The following is an 18,107-nucleotide window of genomic DNA, read 5'->3' on the forward strand; positions in this document are numbered from 1 at the left end:
TTCGTTCTGATGAGGCGATCTGTACCGCACAATCTTAGCCGGAATCGCGCCCCTTTTACAGGGGCAAGCCACATCGATTGTATTAGGACTTGCGCCATTGAACGTGTTTCCCCTGTGTTCATCGAAAAGGGCAACTTGCGAGGAACGCGGACAAGGGCGTAACGCCTATCACGTATAAAAAACGCCCCCATCTTTTCTAAAGACGGGGGCGTTTTACTATCGGCTAGTCGTAGTCAGACAGACTGCGTTTACGGCTTGACGCCAACGCTGCCCTTGCGGAATTCCTTCACGGGCGCATCACCGAGGTACTTCTTGTAGATGTCCTCATAGGTACCGTCTTTGATCACTTCCTCAAGCGCGGCGTTCACCTTGTCGATCAGTTCTGTGCATTCCAAGCGCATGGCAATCCCATAGTATTCCACCGTAAAGGGATCGCCCGTCACGACGAGATCACGCTCTGGACGGTTCAGGATCAACGTCAGCGAGACGACGTTATCGTTCACCACTGCGTCCACGTCTTTGTTCGCCAACGCTGCGAATGCTTCGGGAGCAGTCTGGTATTCCTTGATTGTCACATCCTTGATGTTTTTGGCGGCTTCCGCACCTGTCGTCCCAAGTTGGACCCCAATCGTCTTGCCAGCCAAATCACCAACGACTTTGATCGTCTCGGCGTCTGCTGTCCGCACGATGATCACTTGTCCGGCGGCGAAGTACGGATTCGAGAAGGCAACTGTTTTCTGTCGTTCCTCGGTGATCGTCGCAGCGCTGATGACGAGATCAAACTGACCAGCGGCGAGATTGATGAAGATCGGGTCAAATGCGGCGTTCTCGTATTTCAACGTGAAGCCAGCCTTCGCACCGATGGCATTCAACAAATCAATGTCGAACCCTTCAATCACGTTCGTCGTCGTGTTGATGTTCTCAAAAGGCGGGTAGGCGGCGTCTGTGCCGACGACCAATTCACCTGTTGAGCGGCAAGCTGTCGCAGGGGCAGCTACCGTCGGGGCGCTTGCCGCTGCTGTTTTACGGGCGGCGGCTGTTGCCGTTGCATATTCGATGATCTTCGTTCCGGCAGCATTCAAGGTCGGCTCGTAGATCGAAGTGGTCGCTGTTGCTGTCGGCGGGACGGGCGTTGCTGTCGGCGGGACAGGCGTTTCTGTCGGCGGGACGGGCGTTTCTGTCGGCGGGACGGGCGTTGCTGTCGGCGGGACGGGCGTTTCTGTCGGCGGGACAGGCGTATTCGACGCCACAACCGCTACCTCGGTTGGCTTTTCGGTGGGCTTCTCCGTTGCCTTCTCAGTGGGGGCGCTTGTTGCTTCCACAGTGGGCGCACTCACTGGCTCGGTTGCCTTCTCAGTGGGGACGCTTGTTGCTTCCACAGTGGGCGCACTCACTGGCTCGGTTGCCGCCTCAGTGGGGGCGCTTGTTGCTTCCACAGTGGGCGCACTCACTGGCTCGGTTGCCGCCTCAGTGGGGGCAGCGGTTGCCGCCGTTGTCGGGGCTGTCGTTGCTGCTTCCGTAGGAACTTCCGTTGGAGTAGCCGTTGCTGCTTCCGCCGTTGCTGTTGGACGGGGTGTCACTGTCGGGGCGGGGCTACCGCAGCCGGTGACGATCAGGGCAAAGGCTGCTACCAAAAGCAGCATGAGTGAATAACGTTTCTGATGCATGTATTGTCCCCCTCAATGAATCACGTTCGAAGAAAGGCGTAGACGCCCCTTATCTAACATACCAAGCTATGTTTGTCAATCTTTTGCTTGTGCTGATGCTGACTCCCCCCGAAATTTTGCTAATGCTTCGTCTACAGTGAGCAGCTTTGTTTTCAGGACAAGCTGTGCCTTGCTCACATCGAGCGTCAGATCGGCAGGGCGTCCGGTGGATTCAGCCGAGATTGCCTCAATGTAACGTTCAGGATCGTAATCAAACGCTTCGAGTATCTTCCAGCCTAGCTCTAGGCGGGTGATCGATTCTGCCCCAGCAACATTCAAAATCCCTTTAACAATGCTTTCGCCAAGCTCCAGAAGTGCCTCGGCAAGGGTTTCCGTCCAAATTGGACAGCGGTATTCATCGCTGAATAATTTCACCCGCTCGCCCTTCTGAATACGCTCCAACATCCAATCCACCTGTTTATTGCCTGCTACAAAATCGTAGATCAGGCTGGTGCGTACTACGGTATCGGCAACGCCCTCCATCTCCGCCTTTGCCAAGCCGTAGGTCGAAAGCGGGGAGGGTGGATCGTCGTCCTTGTAAGGGGCTTTCGTCCCATCAAAAATCATGTCCGTAGAAAGGAAAATCAACCGTGTTGTTTTGGGGCAGAGATCGCGGAGGTTAAACGCCGTCGTCAGGATGCTCCCTCGCAAATTTGGCGTATTCAGCGGTGGGACTGCCGTATGAAAGACGACATCCGGCTGCACCTCGTCTAGAAGGGCAGCCAACGCCTCCCGATCTGTGAGGTCAATCTTTGCTGGCGTCCCCGCGACAATTCGTTCCGGGCGGGTGAGGTAGGTTGCCGTCACCGCATAGCCCACCGCCGCCGCTTTACGGCAAAGTGTCCCCCCTAAATCCCCACTTCCCCCCGTCACCAAAACTTTTTTTCCTGCCGTCACGTCTGCGCGTCCTTACGTTGGAGCCTAATTGGAGTCCCTCAATTGTAACGCAGCCAATGCCGCTTTCGCCGCCATCATTGCTGCTGCTTGTTTGCTGCGCCCTTTTCCTGCACCCCAGAATTCGCCTTGCACAAAAATATGGCAAGTGAATTCTGGGGCATGTTCTGACCCTTCTATAGCGACTTCGCGGTATTCGGGCAGCACGCCCCACCGTCTTTGCACCCATTCCTGAAGGGTACTGCGTGGGTCTTTTAGCCCTTCATCGTGGAGTGCCGCGACGGGTGTTGCCTCAAAGAGAGGGCGGAGGAATTGGCGCACCGCCGCCAACCCTTGATCAAGGTACAGCGCGGCAAGGATCGCTTCAAAGGCGCTGCTGAGGTTGCGCGGGCGCTTTCGCCCTTCATTTTTTACCTCGCCCTTCCCCATCAGAAGCATCGTCCCCAACTCAAACTGCTCGGCAAAGGTGGCAAGACGTTCATTGCGGACGATACCCGTCCGCAGTTCGGTAAGCGTCCCCTCACGGGCGAGAGGCAACCGTTCGTGCAGCCATTCTGCCGCCAGCAGATACAAGACGGCATCACCGAGGAATTCCAAGCGCTGGTTATCAGCGAGTGTTGTTTGAGTGTCCTCATTGGTATAGGATTTATGAACAAGCGCTTCTTGCAACCAGCGCAGATCGCGGAAAGTCAGTCCTAAGCGGGCAGCAAAGGCGGGAAGCTGCCTCGTTAATTCATCGGGCGAAGTGGGTGAGGTGTAGGGCATGTCCATTCAGATCAGTAGGGCTTAGGGATTCCTCAACGATGTGTCAACACTATACCATTGGGAAAAAGATGTAGGCAAGCCGCAGGCTGAGTCCTATGGCGGGTTAGGGGTTTGCCGCGCACTCTCTGCCCTCTCATCATCTTGATCGTCAGCAAACGATGCGCCGGGGTTTCCTCTTGCCAGAACCTTTTTTGTTCGATAAAATAAAACATTCGTTCGGCGTTCAGAGGAGCGGGAGTGTATGTCGCCCAATCGTTTTGAACTGGTGTCCGATTACAAACCCACTGGCGACCAACCACAAGCGATCACCACGCTGGTGCAGGGTCTTGAGCAGAACTTAAAACATCAAATTTTGCTAGGGGCGACAGGGACTGGCAAAACCTATACGATTGCCAATGTAGTTGCCGAGGTGAACCGCCCCACCCTGATCCTTGCCCATAATAAAACGCTGGCGGCGCAGCTTTATGCCGAGTTCAAAGAGTTCTTCCCGCGCAACGCCGTTGAGTATTTTGTCAGTTACTATGATTACTACCAACCAGAAGCATATGTCCCCCGTCTTGATCTTTACGTTGAGAAGGAATCCGACATCAACGAGGAGATTGAACGGCTGCGTTTGGCATCGGCAGTGGCGTTGCTGACGCGGCGCGATGTGTTGATTGTTGCCTCCGTATCGTGCATCTACGGCTTTGGTAGCCCTCAGGCGTGGGAGCGATCCATCCTCCCTGTCCGCGTTGGGCAGACGATTCGCCGTAACGATTTTCTCCGCGATCTCGTTGATATTCTCTACCAGCGCAACGACCTTGATCCCAAACGCGGTTCGTTCCGCGTGCGGGGCGATACACTCGAAATTTTCCCCGCCTACACAGAAACTGCCTACCGTATCGCCCTCTTTGGCGATGAGGTCGAACGGATTGTCCACTACGACCCGCTGACGGGCGAAATCCTCGAAGACCTTGAGGAATACAAAATCTTTCCGGCACGCGCCTATGTGACCGAGGAGGAGACGCTGAAACACGCCATCCGCGATATTGAGGTTGAGCTAGACGAACGGCTTGCCGAATTGGAGCGAGAAGGGAAACTGCTTGAGGCACAACGACTCAAGCAGCGGACGCTCTACGATTTAGAGATGCTGCGCGAGATTGGCACATGCAGCGGTGTCGAGAATTATAGCCGCCACTTTGACCGCCGTGCGGTGGGATCGCCGCCCTACTGCTTGCTTGATTACTTCCCCGAAGATTACCTTCTGGTCATTGATGAGAGTCATATTTCTGTCCCGCAAGTGCGCGGGATGTACAGTGGGGATCGTTCGCGCAAGACGACGCTTGTTGATTATGGCTTTCGCCTTCCCTGTGCGTTGGATAACCGCCCCCTAAACTTCGAGGAATTCGAGGCGCGTTCGGGGCAAATCATCTATACGAGTGCCACCCCCGGACCTTACGAGTACCAACATCAGGAGCAGATTGCCCAACAGGTGATCCGCCCCACCGGAATCGTTGATCCACAGGTGAATGTCCGTCCCATCGAGGGGCAGGTCGATAACCTTCTCAAAGAGATCAGCGCCCGCGTTGTGAAGGGCGAGCGCACTCTTGTGACGACCCTCACCAAACGCATGGCGGAAGACCTCAGCGAATACCTCACCGAGATGGGGATTCGCGTTCACTACCTCCACAGTGAAATCGACACAATTCAACGGATTGAGATTCTGCGTGATCTGCGCCTCGGCGTTTATGATGTTGTGGTCGGGATCAACCTTTTGCGGGAAGGGTTGGATTTGCCCGAAGTCTCCCTTGTGGCAATTTTGGATGCTGACAAAGAGGGCTTCTTGCGTTCGGATACCTCCCTCATCCAAACGATTGGACGGGCGGCACGCCATGTGAACGGGCAAGTGATTATGTACGCAGATCGCATGACGGACTCTATGAGGCGGGCACTGGAAGAAACAACCCGTCGGCGGGCGATCCAAGAGGCATACAATCAAGAACACGGCATCACCCCCCAGACGATCATCAAAGAGGTGCGCGATCTGACAGACCGCGTGAAGGCACAAGTTGCCGAGAGCGACCAGCGGGCAAAAGACAGCGATCAAGACATTCAGCCGCAAGACCTCTCCAAAGCCGAACTCGATAAGCTGGTTCGGGAGTTGGAAAAAGCGATGAAGCAAGCGGCGAAAGACTTGGAATTCGAGAAAGCCGCCGCCCTGCGGGATCAGGTCATCGAACTACGGCGGATCATGGTACTCAAAGCCGACGATGAATCCTTGCAGGCTGTTGGCGCAGCGAACGATTTGTTTGATGGAGTCGAAGAGTGACGTACTCCCCATGCCTTCAGGCAGGGATTTTACGGTGTAAACAGATAAATTAGGAGACAGGATGTATGACCACCACACTTGATAAAGCCACCGCACAAGCAAACCTAAAAGTAGGACGGGCGCGGCTGTGGGCATTTATTGATGCCCTTCCCCCCGCCGCGTTCACCGCCAAACATGATCCGGCGGGCTGGCGTATCCAAGATCACCTGATCCATCTTGCCCTGTGGGAAAAGAGCTTCGTGGCGATGCTTCGCCGTGAACCGCGCTTTCCGGCGATGGGCATTGATGAAGAATGGCTGAAATCGCTTGGGAACCCCCCCAACACCGATGATCTAATTAACGATGTCTTGTTTAAGGCGCACCGCGATAAAACAACGGCGGAAGTCCTCGCCACCTTACGCGCTGAGCAAGCGGCGCTTGATGCGGCGCTTGATGCCCTCAGCGATGAGGAATTGCAGCGCGATTTCGATTACTTCCAACCTCACCTTGCCCCCTCTGGGGCAAGCAGCAAGCCAACGATTCTACGCATCAGCGGCTACACCTATGAACACTACGACGAGCATATCCCCTGGATGCAGGCGTTGCTCTAGCTCTGATCCTATCCCCCTCAGTCCAAATGATTGAGGGGAACAGCCATTTCCCACACCCGCCGGACTAGAACGCCCCAACGGTTGCGTAAATGTAGGCAATAGCGTGTTTGAGGATCACATCCTCTTTCGCCCCATCGGGAACGCTCACCGCGAGATCGGGCATCAACCCACCCGCGTTGCCCTCACTTGCCTCCAGCGGCGTTTCGTTGGGGGTGTACCATGCCCCGCTGGTCACCCGAAGCTGCGATCCGTCGCTCAGACGGTAGATCGTCTGCACCGATCCTTTCCCAAAGGTGCGTCCGCCAATCAACATGGCACGCCCACGATCTTTCAACGCGCCGGCAACCACTTCGGCGGCGCTGGCGCTATTGCCGTTGACGAGTACGATCAGCGCAATGGACTCCGCTATCTCGCCCGATTTGCTGGTAAAGCGTTTCACCTCTCCGCTGACAACCTTTTCCGTAGCCACCAACCCTTCTGGGAGGAATAAATCGGCAATGTCTATTGCTCCGTCCAACCACCCGCCCGGGTTATCGCGCATATCGAAGATCAGCGCACGGGGGTTCAGGGGCAACAGGCGTTCTAATTCACGACGAATATCCGCCGGAGCGGTTTGGTTGAAAATATCAAAGCCAATGTAGGCGATGTCTGTCCCCTCAAGGATTGTCCCATAAACATTAATCTGCCCCCGTGTGACGATGACCTCAAAGGGCGCGGCAGCCTCCTTCCGTCGGATGGTCAGGGTGACCGTTGTCCCCAATTCACCTCGGATCATATCTGCTGCCGCATTGGTTTCCATCCCTTTGACGGGAGTTCCGTTCACGGCGATAATGACATCGCCGGCGCGAATGCCCGCTTGGGCGGCATACCACCCCAAGAGCGCTTCGACAATCTCAATTTCACCCTCGGCGGTGGGGGCAATCCGCACACCGATACCACCCAATGCCCCTTGCATCACACGCACCTCGGTTTCGGCGGCGACAGGTTCAAGCAGCATCGTGTATTTATCGTTCAGAGTCCCGATCATGCCGTGAATGGCTGCCCGTGCGCGTGTTTCGCCATTGGGCAGCGGCTTATAGAAGGCGCGTTCGATGATCGTCCATGCTTCTGCGATCAAACTGCTGCCGCCACTCGTTTGCGTGGGGCTGCCGAGGAAATATCCGGCGATAAACGATCCCAATGCCGTCACCATGAGGGCAACGATAACCACACTGACCATAATCCCTCCGCGCAGGGCGGTGTTACGGGGAGGAGGGGTTCTTGAATCCGATTGATGATCCCAAAACATAGCTTACGCTCCTAACCCGTTTTTTTCCGAAGTTCGCGGATCGCCTCGCCAATTTCCACTTCACGCCCGTTCTGGTCCGGAATCATGGCAATATCCGGCGTCATTCCTATCCCATCAAGCGGCGTCCCACTCGGCGGGAAAAATTCCCCGGTTGTGATATGGATTGAGGATTTATCCGCAAGTTGGAAAATGAGTTGAATCGACCATTTGCCATAGGTTTTTTGCCCAATGGTCAACGCACGCCTGTTATCCCTCAGCGCCCCAGCGACCAGTTCCGCCGCGCTTGCCGACCCCTCATTGACGAGGACAATCAGGGGAATGTCCAGTTCCTTCTGGCTGATTTTCTCACTGTTGCTGACGGGATATTCTTTTGTCCCGTTTTTCGTCCGTTCAGAGAGGACAAGCGCATCATCGGGCAAGAAGGCGCTGGCAACTTGGATCGATTCCAAAAGTAGCCCGCCCGGGTTGTTCCGCAGATCGAGAATTAATCCCTTAACCTCCGCGTCGCGCAGGTCTGCGAGGGCGTTGTTGAGTTCCTCTGGTGTGCGTGCGGTGAAGCGCAAGATTTGGATATAGCCGTAATCGGATGCCTCTGCCAAGACGCGCCAGATCACCGAGGGGACTTCAATCGTCTCAAAGAGGATGAAAAATTCGGCAGTGATCCCCTCATTACGCTCAACGATGATCCGCACGCCGCTGCCGTCCTTAACCTCCCCGCGCAAAAGCTGATCCGCTGCATCGGAAGGGGTTGTCAGGGGGATGTCTTGACCGTTCACGGTGAGCAGAATATCGCCATCCCTCACACCTGCCCGCGCCGCCGGGCTGTTGGGGAAGGGATAGAGGCGGAAGCGCGCCTGATCATCCCGCTTGAGCAAGACGCCAATCCCACCATAAACGCCGGCTAGAACGTTCGACTCGCTGGCGGCGACGGGCGGCTCTATGAAGAATGTTTGCCGATCTCCAAGCGTTGTGATTAAACCCCGAATTGCCCCATACTCCAGTGCCGTCCGTTCGGGAAGGGGGCGGAGGAAGTGTTCCTCAATCAGCCTTTGCGCCTGCGCCAAAAGGGGGTACGACCCAGGCGCGGGTTGGTTCGCGCCGTCACCTGTAGCGAGTGTATGGCTAGCCGCAAGAGAGGGCAGCGCCCCTCGAAAATAAAACCCCGCCGCAAAGATAGCGCTGATTACGACGCCCGCAATCAAACCGCGTAGAAGCGTCAGAGGAACTGAACGTCTCATAAGATAATCCACTTTTCTTCCTATCGCTGAAGTGGATTCTATCACAGCGCCGTGCTATGCTAGGAGGAATATTCTGCCCGACGCTGTGTGCGAGGTTAACGATGCTCACCCGAATTGAGATCAACGGCTTCAAGTCGTTTCAGGATTTCGCCCTCGATTTGCACCCCTTTCATGTTTTTATTGGGGGAAATGGCGTCGGGAAAACAAATTTATTCGAGGCGATTCATTTGATTGCTGCCCTTGCTCATGAACGCACGGCGGAGGAAGCCTTTCGTAAGGGGCGCGGGGCAATCAGCGAACTGTTCACCCTGTTTCCCGACGGCACACGCGCCAAACGAATCGCCTTTGCCGTAGAGATGCTCACCGAACGGACGATCAATCTAAACGGGTTAGAGGCGGAAAAGGCACGGGCGGTGTTGTCCTCACGGCTGCGTTATGAGGTGACGCTGGAAAGCCGCATCGAAAACGGGCGGGAGCGCGTTTATGTTGTACGGGAGGCGCTGCTGCCCATCAAGGAAGCCGATGATACATGGGCAAAAGAGATACTCTCCACCAAAGCGCGAAAAGCATACATCGTCCGCGAAAAACGCCCACCCTATATCGAAACGGTGGACGGCGAGGGCGGTAAACCGACGATCTACCGCAACCAAGATGCGCCCGGCGGTGGACGCGAGGGAACGCTGGTGGGGGCGCTGGAACGCACCTGCCTTAGCACAGCAAACGCCCTCCGCTATCCGACAATTCACGCGGCAAGGGAGGAAATGAGCCGTTGGCGATTCCTCAGCCTGAACCCCGCCAGCCTTCGCCAGCCGGTTGGGAAAACCGCCCCTGATACGCTGCTCCCCAATGGCTCGAATATGACGGCGGTATTGAAACGCTTGAGTGGCACAACGGGGCTTCTTGAGACGATCAGCAAAGATTTGGCGATATTCATCCCAACGGTGAGTAAGATTCTGCTCACGCCGATCCTCGGTGAGGATGATGCTGAGGAAACGCTCCTTGAGATAGAGACGACGGACAAGGGACGTTTTTCTTCACGGGTGCTGTCGGATGGCACACTGCGTTTGCTGACGTTAATCACCCTGAAACGCGACCCCCGCCATCAGGGGGTGATCACCTTTGAGGAACCGGAAAACGGCGTTCAGCCGATGCGCCTGCGCCAAATTGTGGATGTTTTGTTTGCGCTTGCCAGCGACCCCGAACGCGAATATGATGCCGATCCACGCCCCGTCCTCCGTCAGGTGATCATCAACACCCATTCACCAAATTTGTTGGCGCATGTCCCCGGGGATTCCGTTTCGTTTATGCAGATGAAGCCAACCGAAAAGGGGCGCACCACCCGCGTGATCCCCGTCCGCCCGGAGATGTTTCCCGACGAAAACGGGCGCTACCTGACGTGGGAACAGGTCACACAAGCGCTCGATGAAAGCACCCGTAAAGACGATCCGCCTGGATTATAGTCATCTGTGCGGGGTGGTTAGGGAAACCCCCGCGTCAACTCGCTCTACAACCGAGTCGCAAAAGGAAAATTACCCTATAATCGTGATCAGTATGGCAAGCGTGGGGTGGGAATCGATCTCCCGTTGCCCTTCCGTCATGTGAACAGTGATTACGTTTGGGGTACAACAGGATGAGCGTTTCGCGTGCAGCAACCTCTGGAAAGGGGCGCGGCTATGGCTAAAAGACTCTTTTTTCGTACCTTTCGCCTTGGGCTAATGATCCTTATCATCGGCACACTAGGCATGGGGGGAGGGCTGACGGTGAGGGCGCAAAGCGGCAACAGCCTTCCGCCAGCAATTGTCTACTTCACAGCAGATTTGCCGCTGGTAAAACTCACCGATATTGAGGCGGGGACGGCATCTGCTGCGCTTTCGTGGCAGACCGTTGGGATCACCAGCAGTTATCGCGTTCAGCTTTACTTTTTCCGCATCAGCGGATGGGAGCTGCTCACGCCCGATGCCCTTCCCGGCGCAGGGGTGGCAAAGGTCGTCGTTCCGGCAACGCTTGATTTCGCGCCGCCCGCCTTCCGCCTGACCATAGAAAATCAGGCACGGGTCGTCGTTAGTCAACAGATCGTCGTTATTCCTTACGATCCCAGTCAAGAGAGTTTAGGGACAGTTATTGAGGAATTCCGCACCGAGCGCGACACGGTGAATTACAATTTGCTTTCCTTAGGGCAAGAACGCGTTGTCGTGACGTGGCGGGTGGCGAACCGTTCGCCGCTTTCCAACCTCATTTTTGAGCAAGTCTTGCCTGATGGCTCAACGCGCAGCATCGAACTGCCGCGCCTTAGCCGCTGGATTAGTTCCAGTGGGCAGGGGTTGGTTGCCCCCGCGCTGCCCTCGGCGGAGAGTGCCGCCATTACTATTCGCTTGCGGGTGGTCGATTACCGAACGGGCGATACCCGTACCCAACAGGATGTGATCCTCCCTGTCATACGGGGTGGGGCTGCCCAACCAACCGTTCCCGCCGTTCAGCTTCAGCCCACCGCCACCAGTGGGCAGTAATCGAGCCGCCCTTTCACCGCATTTTGTCGGGGCGACCCTCTGTGATCGCCCCCGTTCTACCAACACCCACACCCAATATCGGGCAACTTAAACAGGATGCCGCTCTCCACCGGGGAGTGCCTCGTCGTTTGGCGGGAGACCGGCTTGCTGCCGTTGAAGTGCCGCCTCTACCGCCGGAATGTTTTCGGGGTAATCCAACTCAAAGAGGGTTTCCTCCACCACAAAGGGAAGGACATGATCGCCCCACATAGACTGTTTCTCTAAAATGGCGCGGGGACGAATCACATCGACATAGCCATTTTGCCAATAGACTTTCGGCAGGCGCTGGCGCGGAATCGATTGCGAATCAGGAATGCCCTCGATGCGTAAGATGGGTTTCATAAAACCGTCCTCGCCAATCTGCCACATCTTGTAAGGGGTTTGGAGGGCAAGGGCAACAGAGCGCACGGCGTCTGCTTCTGGATGGGCAAGGAGCAGATCAATTGCCGCATCAATAAGCGCCACCCGCCGGACGGGACCCGTCGGACGAAGGTGGACGACGGCATCGGGCAAACGCCCTTCATGGGCTTGCAACCAGAGCAGCGCATGGCGAAACACATCGCTATCGGGCGAGAGGTCTTGGGCATATTCCGCCGGACGTAGAAAAGGAACATCGCCCCCCCACGCTTTGGCAACCTCAGCAATTTCGGCGTCATCGGTGCTGACAAGCGCCCGCGAGATATGGCGGGACTCTATGGCGTGTTGGATCGAATAGGCGATCACTGGCTTGCCGGCAAGGATCATGATGTTTTTGCGCGGAATCCCTTTGGAGCCGCCCCGTGCCGGAATCAGAGCAATAATAGAGGGGGAGGTGGTCGTCATGAGTACGAGAAGTGTTCTCTGTCTTTCTTGTTTTGCCAAACGCCAAATCAAAGCATGTCAGGGATTATCCGGCAAACCGTAGAGAAAAACCATGCCTGAATCAGGTTTGGCTAAAAGCGGCAACAAAGGCTTCGGCAGTTTCTAGCAGCAGTCCCTCCTTGGGGGTGGGCTATTCTCGTCTGTGCTTTTGAGGCACAGGGCAAACCGAAAGCCGGTCTTCCATGCGTGCAAACCGAGATCACCTAACACAAGGTGGGCGAGTTCGGCAAAGGAACTTCCGACATCTTCTAACAGGGTGGCGTGAACCTCCAAAAGCATGACGAACCGAAGGCTGTTCGTAATAGCTGTTTTTGACCCCCGTAAAACCTGCGCTTCAAAGCCCTCGCAATCGACCTTGAGCGCGTCAATGGAGGAAAAAATGATCGTCTAGAGCAATGCGGGGAACGGTGATCGTGTCGGTTTCAGCCTGTGCGGTGTTCTTTACCGCAGCGGAGTAATTCGTATCGCTCGCAGGTAAGAACACCTCACCAGCCACTTCCCCCACAACGGCATGGCGCACCGTAGCATGTGTAAGTCCGTTGGCGCGGATGGTTTGCTCCACCAACGCCACATAAGAAGGGATAGCCTCGTAAGCGACGACCTTCCCCCTTTCCCCTGTTTTCAGCGCTATTTCCACCATATAATCGCCAACATGCGCCCTCACATCAACACACAGCGCCCCAGCAGAGATATAGGGCAAGAAGATCAGCCGCTGCGGAACTTCCGTCCCGTAAATAAGGCGAGAAGGCATTCCGATACCATCCATCAGGCGCATCACCAAGACATAGGGTCCGATGAGTAGATTGTAGGAAACAGTATAAGGGCGTGGCTTGCGACCAAAAAGGCGGATAAAGAGTGGCGATAAGGCACGTAAATAGTATCCATAGAAAAGTTTCCAGAGCGCAAACTCAACCCGATTCCGTTTTCTCGTGTTCAAAACTTGCTTTGGTGGGATCGTCATGTTCGCTTTCTTGTTAACGCTTGAATCGGGAAGGAAATGGGCAAATAGCGTCTTGCGAGGGTGTTACCCCTTACAAAACCCTTTTCATAAATTTAGATAGACATTACACGGTTGCCCTCAATCCCCTGCGATCCCCCTTCGGCGCGTACCCCCTTCTCCCACTGGGAGAAGGGGGTATCCATTTTTTTGAGGGGGAAGCCCTCTCAGACATCCCCTTCCGATGAATATGGGGTAAACCAGTTCAACTGCGTAAGTTCTATTACCCATTGGTGTTCAGTTCGCGCATGATCACGGCAGCAAGATCGGGTTCATCTTTCGCAAGCAGGAGTGTCAATTTTTGTGTCATAAGCCATCCCATTTTGGGGAATCATAACCCAACATCAGATGAGCCGCCTTTTCACCAACCCCGAAGCCAATTCTACAAGTCGGTTCAAAACCCCACCCCTTGTCCCGCTTGTGGGGCTGAAGGGGCGACAGCGGCTTTTTCCCTCGTTCCCTTACGACCCGCCTTCGGTGTGTCCCTACTTCTCACACATCGGCGAAGGGCGACTTGGCGCGGTAACCTCCCTCCACGATCCAATCTGGGGGGTGGGGGGACATCCCCCAAAACAAAGCCCCTTCTCTCCCACAGTGTGGGAGAGAAGGGGGAAAGGGGGATGAGAGGGCTGTTCGCATCGTCTATGAGTTCGTGTCGCCCCCTTCTCCCTAAGGAAGAGGGAACTAGGGGGTGAGGGCACCACATAAAGTCTATATCTTTCGGTCTTGTCTCACCCCCCACCAATAACCCTGTGTGGGCTATAATTCTTCGGTGGACGTTCGACACACCCCATATTAAAGGTTTATCTATGTCATTTGACGATTACACCCTTGATGATTACCGCGCCGCTGCGGATTACATTCGGACGCAAACGCACCTCACACCGACCATCGCGGTGATCCTCGGTTCGGGGTTAGGTAGCTTTGCCGATTCGCTGGAAAATGCGATCAGCATCCCTTTCAGCGATATTCCCGGTTATGCCTATTCAGAAGTGATTGGGCATAAAAACCGCGTGGTGATCGGCACGCTGGCTGGCAAGACAATCCTTGCCCAACAGGGGCGCATCCACTTTTATGAAGGATGGTCGATGGCGCATGTGGCGTTTCCCATGCGGATGATGAGTCTGCTCGGTGTGGAAACGGTGGTGATCACGAACGCTGCTGGCGGGCTGAATCCAAGCTATGCTCCGGGCGATCTCATGCTGATCAGCGATCACATTAATTTGTTAGGGCTGGTGGGCAATAACCCCCTCATTGGGCGGAATATTGACGAATTTGGGACGCGCTTTCCCGAACTGACCGTTGCTTACGATAAGCACTTGCGGCAGCTTGCCCGCAAGGTGGCAATTGAAAACGGGATCACCCTGCGCGAAGGTATCTACATCGGCTTATCGGGCCCGATGTTTGAGACGCCTGCCGAGATACGCATGTTACGCTTGATGGGCGCGGACGCGGTGGGCATGTCTACGGTGAACGAGGTGACGGCTGCCCGCCATGCCGGAATGCGGATCTTAGGCTTTTCAGGAATCACGAACAAGACTGTTGATGATCCCGAAAATCCAAATGTGGTGAATCACGAAGAAGTCCTTGATGTGGGAGCGCGTAAGATTGTCCCCAACCTGTTGACGCTTTTGCGTGGTGTGCTGCTGGCACTCCCTGAATGATCACAGTGAACGCCGTTCTGCGTCGTCCCCTCCTGTGGCTGATTGTGTTCATCATTACCAGCGGGGTGGGGACTGCCTTGCGTAGCACGTTTCCCCAAGACGCGGACAATTATATCCCTTACCGCTTTGCGGCGAATCTTCGGGATGGCTATGGGCTGGTCTATCGCTTGGCGGGCGAAGCCGATGTGACAACGTTCCCTCTCGTTCCGGGGATAATCGCAGGGTTGGCGAACGTTGGGCTTGCCCCTCCCGCTGGCGGACTATTGGTTGTAGGGCTGAGCCTTGCCCTCGCCGGTTTTTTGTTAGCGCGTTTGAGCGGAAATCGGTGGTCGGTGGGTGTGGTGTATATCACTGTTGGGCTGCTCTATCCCGCCGTGACGCTCCAGCCGATGATCGCCCTCGGTGTGGGGGCTGTTTGGTTGGCAGCACGCAAGCAGTGGGCGTTTGCTGGCGTGCTGCTTGGCTTGGCGCTGCTCACCGATCCTTATGCCATTCCCCTCGCTCTCTTGTTGATCGTCGTTGCTATTGCCGAATCATGGCGGTCACTTTGGCGGCTTGCCCTCCCTACCAGTGGGCTTGTTGGAGTCGGCTTTGGCACTCTTATGTTGGTTTACCAGCCAGCGCGAATTGTCTACGCCGCTGCCTTCGGACTTCCCTTGTTCACCTTCTTTGTTGGGTTGGGGGTGGTCATTGTCTATCGCCTAAAACGCCCAGCCATACCGCCTGTTGAGACAACACTTGCCCTTTGGGGGGTGATCGCTGTCGTTAGCGGGGCATTGAGCCGGCAGTTTCCCACCATGATGCTTGTTTTGGCACTTGTGATACTGCTCTTTAATGTGCCTATGGCTGCGGCGCTTCGTTGGGGTATGGCGAGTTTTATTGTCGTTGGTGAAGTGGTGTTTTTCCTCATCTTTACACCGTTGTTCGCCAGCCCGCAGAATGGTATGGGGGCATGGCTTTCCACGCAACTGAGCCGTGAGACACTTCTAGCGACGGATCAACTGGGGCAAACCGCCTACGACGCTGGAACGCGCATCCTCGATCTGAGCGGGCAAATTGGGGCGCTTAACCGCTCATCTATTGCTCTTGCCTTTCTCAGCCAATATGCGCCGGATGCTATTGCCTCGGTTGGTGTAGCGCCAGAGGGTTTGGCGGGACTCTATGCTCCAGTGAATGAGTTTGCTTTAGGAACATCAGAAACACTGACTGTTTATTTTCGCGTGGTGAATTGGTCGGCCATCGTTGATCACCCCGTTGAGATCAATTTTTCTGAATCTGTTGGGCGCTCTGATCTGCGCTTGGTTGGTGTGGGGCTTGGCGATCCCCTCCATCCGGGCGAGTATGTTCGCGTTCGGCTTGATTGGGAAACAGCTTATCCAGCAACGTTTCAAGGGGAATTCGCCCTTAAGCTCGACCTCTTAGACGCAGCCTTCAGTGGCTACGCGCCGGGCGTTGTGACGACTATTCCAGCGGCAAATTGGGGAAAGGGGCGTTTCAGCACATGGCATGTCATGGTTTTGCCAAAGGACACGCCAACAGGGGCGGCGGCGCTGTGGCTAAACCTGACGGTTCGCGGGGGAAATTTGCCGCCAGTGAAGGTTGCCGAAGTCCAAATTGCGCCATAAATATGGCGGGCGACCCTGTGTGGTCGCCCGCCGGAGATTCTGATTGTACCTTTCCTTTGTGAGAAAGGCTTACTTTAGCGCCACGATGGTGACACCTTCTACCAAGCCTGCCAAGAGCGGCAAAACGATGCCCGCCCCCAACACAGCAATGGCACAGACGCTAATCGTCGCTACGAGCGTGCGCGGAGTGAAGGCTGTTCCCTCCCCGCTCTCAAACCAGACGGTGACGATGACTCGTAGATAGTATGCCGCGCTGACGACACTGGTGATCACGCCGATCACGGCGAGGAGAGTCAGCCCAGCGTTGATCGAGGCGGCGAAGATAAACCACTTCCCCACAAAGCCAGCCGTCAGCGGAATCCCCGTCAGGCTGAGCATAAAGATTGTCATTGCCCCGCCGAGGATCGGATGCTGCGCCCCCAAGCCCGCCAGGTTGCTGATCTCTGTGCCGCTTCCGTCGGCGCGTTCAACGGTCATGGCGACGGCAAACGCCCCCACATTGGTGAAGGCATAGGCAACAAGGTAAACAAGCGCTCCACGCAGCGCATCTTGTGCCAGTGTGAAACGCACCGTCGTATCCCCGAATTCGTTAGCAACCACCTGAAACGATCCGGCTGCCGCCACCGCCATAAGGATATATCCGGCGTGGGCGATGCTGGAATATGCCAGCATCCGCTTGAGGTCTTTCTGGACAAGCGCGACAACATTTCCCACGATCATCGTCACGGCGGCGATCACAACGATCAGGTCTTGCCACGCCGCTGGAACGATCACCATCTGCCCAGGCTCAACGGCGGTTGTCCCCACCACGAAGGAGGGAAGGGCAATGATGAAGAACCGCAAGAGCGCAGCAAAGCCGCCGATTTTTGCCGCCACACTCATGTAGGCGGTGACGGGGGTCGGTGCCCCCTGATACACATCGGGCGTCCAGAGATGAAACGGCACAGCGGCGATCTTGAACCCCAAACTGACGAAAATCAAGCCCGTACCAAGCAGAAGCAAGGCGGGCGAGGTGAGCGTGCCAATTTGGACGCGCTCAAAGATCGTGCTGAGCGTTGTGCTGCCCGCTGCGCCGTAGACAAGCGCTGTCCCATAGACGAAGAAACCGCTGGAAAACGCCCCTAGCAGGAAGTACTTCATCGCCCCTTCTTCAGAGCGGAGGTCGGGGCGACGAAAGCCAACCAAGATATACAGGGGGATCGAGAGCAGTTCCAGCCCGATCAGGACGATCACCAGATCGCCCGCCGACCCCATGATCATCGCTCCCGCCGCCGTCATCAGGAGCAGAGGATAATACTCCCCGCGCTCAATCCCCGCTCGTTGCAGGTAGTCACGAGCGGCAAAGACACTAAGCAGCGCCGTGAGCAAGGCGGCGATATTGACCACCGCAGTGAAGCCATCCGCCCGAAATGCCCCGAAAAATGCCGTTGTTGACGTTTGGTTAAAGGTGAGGATGGTTACGGCAAGGGAGACGACAATCCCCGCCACCGCAGACCAAAACACCCGCCCTTTGCGTTCCTTGGGCAGCAGCGCTTCCACGACGATCAAGATCGACGCACCTAGCGCTAACAAGAGGGCGGGCAGTGCCGCCCCCGCATTCAAACTACTTGTATCGACCATGATGT

General features: G+C 55.8%; 15 protein-coding genes. 6 read left to right on the top strand and 9 right to left on the bottom strand.

Annotated elements, in window-relative coordinates; genetic code table 11:
• Nucleotides 1-248 precede the first annotated feature (248 nt).
• From HS103_17480 to rnc, 3 genes are all read right to left on the bottom strand, one after another.
• The gene (locus HS103_17480) at nt 249-1,667 is read right to left on the bottom strand and encodes a transporter substrate-binding domain-containing protein (protein ID MBE7514593.1); all 1,419 of its coding nucleotides are present in this window, start codon (nt 1,665-1,667) and stop codon (nt 249-251) included.
• Between the two features lie 75 nt (nt 1,668-1,742).
• Entirely contained in the window at nt 1,743-2,603 is an 861-nt protein-coding gene (locus HS103_17485) for an SDR family oxidoreductase (GenBank protein ID MBE7514594.1), read from the bottom strand.
• Between the two features lie 24 nt (nt 2,604-2,627).
• On the bottom strand, nt 2,628-3,365 hold the full coding sequence (gene rnc / locus HS103_17490) for a ribonuclease III (protein MBE7514595.1): 738 nt from the start codon (nt 3,363-3,365) through the stop codon (nt 2,628-2,630).
• Nucleotides 3,366-3,606: 241 nt separating this feature from the next.
• Between rnc and uvrB the strand changes: the two genes are divergently transcribed.
• Both uvrB and HS103_17500 read left to right on the top strand, forming a co-directional pair.
• Nucleotides 3,607-5,673, top strand: a complete 2,067-nt coding sequence (gene uvrB, locus HS103_17495; GenBank protein MBE7514596.1) for an excinuclease ABC subunit UvrB — start codon at nt 3,607-3,609, stop codon at nt 5,671-5,673.
• Between the two features lie 65 nt (nt 5,674-5,738).
• Nucleotides 5,739-6,263 (top strand): DinB family protein, encoded by a 525-nt coding sequence (locus HS103_17500; protein MBE7514597.1) that lies wholly within the window; start codon nt 5,739-5,741, stop codon nt 6,261-6,263.
• A gap of 64 nt (nt 6,264-6,327) precedes the next feature.
• On the opposite strand, the gene HS103_17505 is transcribed toward HS103_17500, so the two are convergent.
• Entirely contained in the window at nt 6,328-7,551 is a 1,224-nt protein-coding gene (locus HS103_17505; protein MBE7514598.1) for a S41 family peptidase, read from the bottom strand.
• 11 nt (nt 7,552-7,562) lie between these two features.
• Entirely contained in the window at nt 7,563-8,789 is a 1,227-nt protein-coding gene (locus tag HS103_17510; GenBank protein MBE7514599.1) for a hypothetical protein, read from the bottom strand.
• A 101-nt stretch (nt 8,790-8,890) separates the two neighbouring features.
• On the opposite strand from HS103_17510, the gene HS103_17515 reads away from it, so the two are divergent.
• Both HS103_17515 and HS103_17520 read left to right on the top strand, forming a co-directional pair.
• Entirely contained in the window at nt 8,891-10,249 is a 1,359-nt protein-coding gene (locus tag HS103_17515; protein ID MBE7514600.1) for an AAA family ATPase, read from the top strand.
• 213 nt (nt 10,250-10,462) lie between these two features.
• Complete coding sequence (locus HS103_17520; protein ID MBE7514601.1) at nt 10,463-11,296, top strand: hypothetical protein; 834 nt, start codon at nt 10,463-10,465, stop codon at nt 11,294-11,296.
• Between the two features lie 87 nt (nt 11,297-11,383).
• On the opposite strand, the gene HS103_17525 is transcribed toward HS103_17520, so the two are convergent.
• From HS103_17525 to HS103_17535, 3 genes are all read right to left on the bottom strand, one after another.
• The gene (locus HS103_17525; GenBank protein ID MBE7514602.1) at nt 11,384-12,157 is read right to left on the bottom strand and encodes an acylneuraminate cytidylyltransferase family protein; all 774 of its coding nucleotides are present in this window, start codon (nt 12,155-12,157) and stop codon (nt 11,384-11,386) included.
• Nucleotides 12,158-12,298: 141 nt separating this feature from the next.
• On the bottom strand, nt 12,299-12,580 hold the full coding sequence (locus HS103_17530; GenBank protein MBE7514603.1) for an FkbM family methyltransferase: 282 nt from the start codon (nt 12,578-12,580) through the stop codon (nt 12,299-12,301).
• A complete protein-coding gene (locus tag HS103_17535) occupies nt 12,561-13,157 on the bottom strand; it encodes an FkbM family methyltransferase (GenBank protein ID MBE7514604.1) in 597 nt (198 codons plus the stop codon). Before HS103_17535 ends, HS103_17530 begins: the two co-directional genes overlap by 20 nt.
• A gap of 845 nt (nt 13,158-14,002) precedes the next feature.
• Between HS103_17535 and HS103_17540 the strand changes: the two genes are divergently transcribed.
• Both HS103_17540 and HS103_17545 read left to right on the top strand, forming a co-directional pair.
• Nucleotides 14,003-14,857 carry a purine-nucleoside phosphorylase gene (locus HS103_17540; protein ID MBE7514605.1) on the top strand — a complete coding sequence of 285 codons (855 nt, stop codon included), beginning with the start codon at nt 14,003-14,005 and terminating at the stop codon, nt 14,855-14,857.
• Entirely contained in the window at nt 14,854-16,482 is a 1,629-nt protein-coding gene (locus tag HS103_17545; GenBank protein ID MBE7514606.1) for a hypothetical protein, read from the top strand. The genes HS103_17540 and HS103_17545 overlap by 4 nt, the downstream gene beginning before the upstream one ends.
• A 69-nt stretch (nt 16,483-16,551) precedes the next feature.
• Here the strand turns inward: HS103_17545 and HS103_17550 are convergent, their stop codons facing one another.
• Complete coding sequence (locus HS103_17550) at nt 16,552-18,102, bottom strand: NADH-quinone oxidoreductase subunit N (GenBank protein MBE7514607.1); 1,551 nt, start codon at nt 18,100-18,102, stop codon at nt 16,552-16,554.
• Nucleotides 18,103-18,107 lie beyond the last annotated feature (5 nt).

The organism is Anaerolineales bacterium, assembly GCA_015075625.1.
Lineage (GTDB): Bacteria > Chloroflexota > Anaerolineae > Aggregatilineales > UBA2796 > UBA2796.